Annotated in this window: 1 rRNA gene; it reads right to left on the bottom strand. The window is 56.5% G+C overall.

The annotated features are described in order from the left end of the window. Positions 1-39: 39 nt before the first annotated feature. Positions 40-156 (bottom strand): 5S ribosomal RNA (gene rrf / locus AC1DGE_RS16885). Between the last annotated feature and the right edge of the window lie 396 nt (positions 157-552).

Raw genomic sequence — 552 nt, 5'->3', positions numbered from 1 at the left:
CCTCCAACCTGGTGGTTGGAGGCTCTCGACCTAATGTATGTCCGGCGGTGACCTACTCTCCCACACCCTCCCGGGTGCAGTACCATCGGCGCTGTGGGTCTTAGCTTCCGGGTTCGGGATGGGACCGGGCGTTTCCCCCACGCTATGACCGCCGTAACCCTGTGTCCGCGCCCCTGGTCTGTGTAGAGAGTCCCGGGGTGGGAAATCTGGTGGTTACAACTTGTCCGCTACCGCCCGTGGTGGGGCGGTGGTGGTGTTGTTATTCAGTTTTGGTTCCTTCAAGCAACGTGCCCGTGGCGGGTTTGTTGTTTGGGAACCACATAGTGGACGCAAGCAGTCTTGTTTCTTTGTACTCCTCTGCTGGTGTGAACGTCTTTTGAGTCCGTTCACGCAAAGGAGTGTGTGGTGTAAGTTATCGGCCTATTAGTACCGGTCAGCTTCACGAGTCGTTAGTCCTCGCTTCCACATCCGGCCTATCAACCCAGTGGTCTGGCTGGGGGCCTCTCACACACAAGGTGTATGGAAATCACACACAAGGTGTATGGAAATCTC

The organism is Arthrobacter sp. 05N425 (assembly GCF_056397125.1).
The sequence above is the reverse complement of the archived record's forward strand: the minus strand, read 5'-3'. Positions and strand labels throughout refer to the sequence as shown.